Origin of the sequence: Natronomonas sp. (genome assembly GCF_046710025.1) — an archaeon.
Lineage (GTDB): Archaea > Halobacteriota > Halobacteria > Halobacteriales > Haloarculaceae > Natronomonas.
Genome location: NZ_JBKEGK010000246.1, coordinates 1 through 3,665, shown reverse-complemented (window position 1 = coordinate 3,665; position 3,665 = coordinate 1). Strand labels below are relative to the sequence as shown.

The following is a 3,665-nucleotide window of genomic DNA, read 5'->3' as shown; positions in this document are numbered from 1 at the left end:
CCTGGCAGGCTGCGGAGGTCGCCGGCGAGAACATCGCACGCGCGATTCGCGGCGAACCGCTCGTCGAGTGGACACACGATGACAAAGGGACGCTCATCTCCGTCGGCAGCAAGGCCGTCGCGCACAACGTAAAGGGACTCCCGGTGGACACGTTCGGCGGCCCAGCGGCGAAGGCGCTAAAAAAGACCGTCGCAGCCCGCTGGATCACCACGGTGACCGGATTCGGGGACGCCGCGAAGGCGTTCCCGGACATGTAACAACGTTCGGAAAAGGCTCACGCGTCGTCAAGCGATAGGCCGGCGTGCCAGCGGTCGACGCCCGCACGTTCTTTGATACGGTCCATCCGACCAAGGAGTGCCGCGGCCAACGACGCCGTCTCGGCCGCCTTTCGCTGCCCTTCTGTCCGGAACTCACCGGTTACCCGGTTGGCGTAGACAGTGCAGACGGCCCCCGCTCGGAGCCCGTACAACCCTGCAAGCGTCAGAATCGCGCTCGCCTCCATCTCAAAGTTGAGTACGCCCGCCTCGCGGAGCGCTTCGATTCGCTCGTCGCTACCGGCCGCCCGGAACCCGCCGACACCCGGGCGGGACTGGCCGGCATAAAACGAGTCGGTCGAGCAGGTGACGCCAAGATGGTACTCGTGGCCGAGGCGTTCCGCCGCGGTCACCAATGCGGTCACGACCTCGCCGTGAGCGCTCGCCGGATAGTCCTCGCGAACGTACTCGTCGCTCGTTCCTTCCTGTCTGACCGCGCCCGTGGTGATAACGAGATCGCCGATATCGACGTCCCGCTGGATCGCCCCACACGAGCCGACACGGAGGAACGACTCCACACCGACACGGGCGAGTTCCTCAACGGCGATGGCCGCCGACGGCGACCCGATCCCGGTTGAGGTGACCGCAACTGGCTCGCCCTCGTATTCGCCGACGAGCGTCCTGTACTCGCGGTGGCTCGCGAGTTCCTCGGCCGTCTCCCAGAAATCGGCGACGATCTCGACGCGATCCGGGTCGCCCGGAAGCAACACCGGGCCGTCGACCGCACCCTCGCACACTCCGAGATGGTACTGTTCGCCATCGTTGGGATCCTCGCTGGAGTCGGTCATTCGAGGTGACCGGCGGTGATCGTGTTCGGGAGCAACTCGCCCAGGGTGTAGACGGCTGGCCCATCCGGAGCATCGCAGACGATCCGAAGCTCGTCGTCACAAAACTCCGCGAGTGACTGTCGGCACATTCCACAAGGCGTCACCCCATCGCGCCGGTCGGAGCTCACGGCGACCGCCTCAAAGCGCCGGTACCCCGCTTCGACTGCCTTTGAGAGGGCTAACCCCTCCGCGTGAACGCTGTTGGAGTAGTTGGCGTTCTCGATGTTACAGCCGCTAAACGTCGTTCCATCGCCGACTTCGATTGCGGCGCCGACGTAGTACTCCGAGTACGGCGCGTATGACCGTTCGGCCGCCTCACGGGCGAGCGAGAGGAGTTCGGTGTCGTCCATACCGGAGGGTCGGGAGGCCGGCGGCAAATAACTGACCCGGCCACGGTCATAGAGCCGATCTAAACGGGAACGGCCGAGGATGGCCGATCGTGATTACGCCGACTCGTCGTCGATTGCACGTTCGATGGGCTCCGAGGCAGCGTCGACGAGCGAGTCGACATCGTCGCTTTCGGCATAGAGCCGGAGATACGACTCGGTTCCACTTGGCCTGACGAGTAACCACGAACCGTCAGGAAAGGTCAACCTGAGTCCGTACTCGGTCGCCACGTCGGCGTTCGGAAACACCTCCGGGAGCCGCGATTCGAGCCGGGACATCGCAGCTACCTTCCGATCGTCCGCACACTCGACACTCATCTTCCGGTACGGCCGTTCTCGGACCGGGTCCTGAAGCCTCCGAAGCCCCGTCGAAGCCGATAGACCTGCGATGACAGCCGCGCTAACGACGGCATCGATCCAGGGGCCAAACGCCGGGTGGGTGTGCTTCCACGGCTCGGCGGCGAAGACGACGGTCCCGCCCGACCTCTCGGCGACTGCGATCCCTTCGTGAAGTGCGCCGAGCCGAACCCGCTCAATCCGGCCGCCGGCGGCCTCGACCCGCTCGTCGATCCGACCCGAGGCGTTCGGCGTCGTCACGACGACGGGATCGGCCGCTTCGGTCGCCGCGACGTAGTGCTCAGCGACGATGGCGAGTATCGTATCCTCGTGGACGACATCCCCGTCGGCGTCAATTACAACGATCCGGTCGCCGTCACCGTCGTGTCCGATGCCGAGTTCGAAGCCACCGTCGGCGACGAATCGACGGAGATTGGCGAGGCTCTCCGGGGTGGGCTTCGAATCCCGGCCGGGAAAGTGGCCGTCGAGATTAGCGTTCAGCGCCGTGACATCGGCTCTGAGTTCACGCAGGACATCCGGGGTCGCCAGCCCCGCCGTCCCGTTCCCGCAGTCGACGGCGATGGCGAGCCCCGCACAGTCGCCGGCGATGTCGCGGGCGTACTCGACGATATCGGCGCGATAAGACGCCAACACGTCCAGCGTTCGTCCGGCTCCCCACTGGTCCCACGCGGCGGGGGTCGGCTCCGAGTCCGGATCGATCCGCGATTCGATCCGGCGCTCGGCTTCGCGGTCATACTCCGTTCCGTCGACGAACAGCTTCAGCCCGTTATCGCTCGGCGGGTTGTGGCTCGCGGTGATCATTATCCCCCGGCGGTCGCGGCTCGCGTACGCAAGCGCTGGCGTCGGGACCGGGCGGACGCGGTGGACGTCCGCACCGCCGCTCTCAAGTCCCGCTTCGACGGCGGCCGCGATCCCCTCACCGGTCTCGCGACCGTCGCGGCCGACGACGAACTCGGAGCCGTCGGCGGCGGCTGCCCGCCCGACGGCCAGCGCGAGTGACGGCGTCACGTTCGTCCGTGCGTCCCCACGGATTCCAGCGGTCCCGAAGAGATCCATAGTAGAGTCTCATCGTCAGGTCACTTCAAGGATTGCGAACAGACAGCGCTCGTCTCTGGGCGGCCCTCACGCTGTACACCCGCCTCGGCGGGCCGCCGGCGGTTTTTAGCTCACGGTAGGTCTGCCGCCGGCATTGTATATAAACAGTCGGCGCCGCCTATTCGGATCGCCGCCCAGTCCCGTCTCAGGCAATGTCCCGACTGGTATCGATATCGATCGCCTCGGTGAGATCGAGTTTGATCGCGTCGGAGAGCGCCCTCCCGCCGCGGAACTTCGGCACCGTAAGACGATTTTCGACCCGGTCGCCTTTCAGTTTCGTCTGTAACTGGAAGACGACATCGGCCATGTGCACCGTCGTGTCCCGGAGCTCGGGGACGGCGTGACCGTCCAAACAGTGCAACACGGCGAGGCTATCGGTGTTGTACACCTGGTTTTGAAGTTCGTTCATGAACTTCCGGTATCTCGGCGGCTCGTTTCGTTCGAGAACATCGATCGGGTCAACGATTAGATTCGAGGAATCCGGGAGCGCGGCGATGAGCTTCGAGGTGTTGTCCAGCGGTGCGTCCCCGGTGACGTCCCGGACAGTCGGGTCACCGGTTGATGTCGGTGCGGCCTCGATACTGTTCGCGACCGCGTCGCTCGTCCGGTCTATTGTTAGATACAGCGTGTCCCGCGCGCCGGTGAGTTCGTAGAGAAACAGTTCGGCCTGGCTGGCCGGCGCGGCG

Annotated in this window: 4 protein-coding genes and 1 pseudogene; 1 reads left to right on the top strand and 4 read right to left on the bottom strand. The window is 65.3% G+C overall.

What is annotated here, in order from left to right:
* Window positions 1-257: pseudogene (locus ACI944_RS13065) on the top strand (NAD(P)/FAD-dependent oxidoreductase); the annotation flags it as partial.
* 17 nt (window positions 258-274) lie between these two features.
* Here ACI944_RS13065 and ACI944_RS13060 read toward each other — a convergent pair.
* The 4 genes from ACI944_RS13060 to ACI944_RS13045 form a co-directional block, all read right to left on the bottom strand.
* Window positions 275-1,102 (bottom strand): nucleoside phosphorylase, encoded by an 828-nt coding sequence (locus tag ACI944_RS13060; protein ID WP_411719469.1) that lies wholly within the window; start codon window positions 1,100-1,102, stop codon window positions 275-277.
* Entirely contained in the window at window positions 1,099-1,491 is a 393-nt protein-coding gene (gene cdd / locus ACI944_RS13055) for a cytidine deaminase (RefSeq protein ID WP_411719468.1), read from the bottom strand. Before cdd ends, ACI944_RS13060 begins: the two co-directional genes overlap by 4 nt.
* A 93-nt stretch (window positions 1,492-1,584) precedes the next feature.
* Window positions 1,585-2,940: a phosphomannomutase gene (locus tag ACI944_RS13050; RefSeq protein ID WP_411719467.1), complete on the bottom strand. Its 1,356-nt coding sequence runs from the start codon at window positions 2,938-2,940 to the stop codon at window positions 1,585-1,587.
* 184 nt (window positions 2,941-3,124) lie between these two features.
* On the bottom strand, window positions 3,125-3,665 hold a 541-nt coding region (locus ACI944_RS13045; RefSeq protein ID WP_411719466.1), incomplete at its 5' end, for a transcriptional regulator.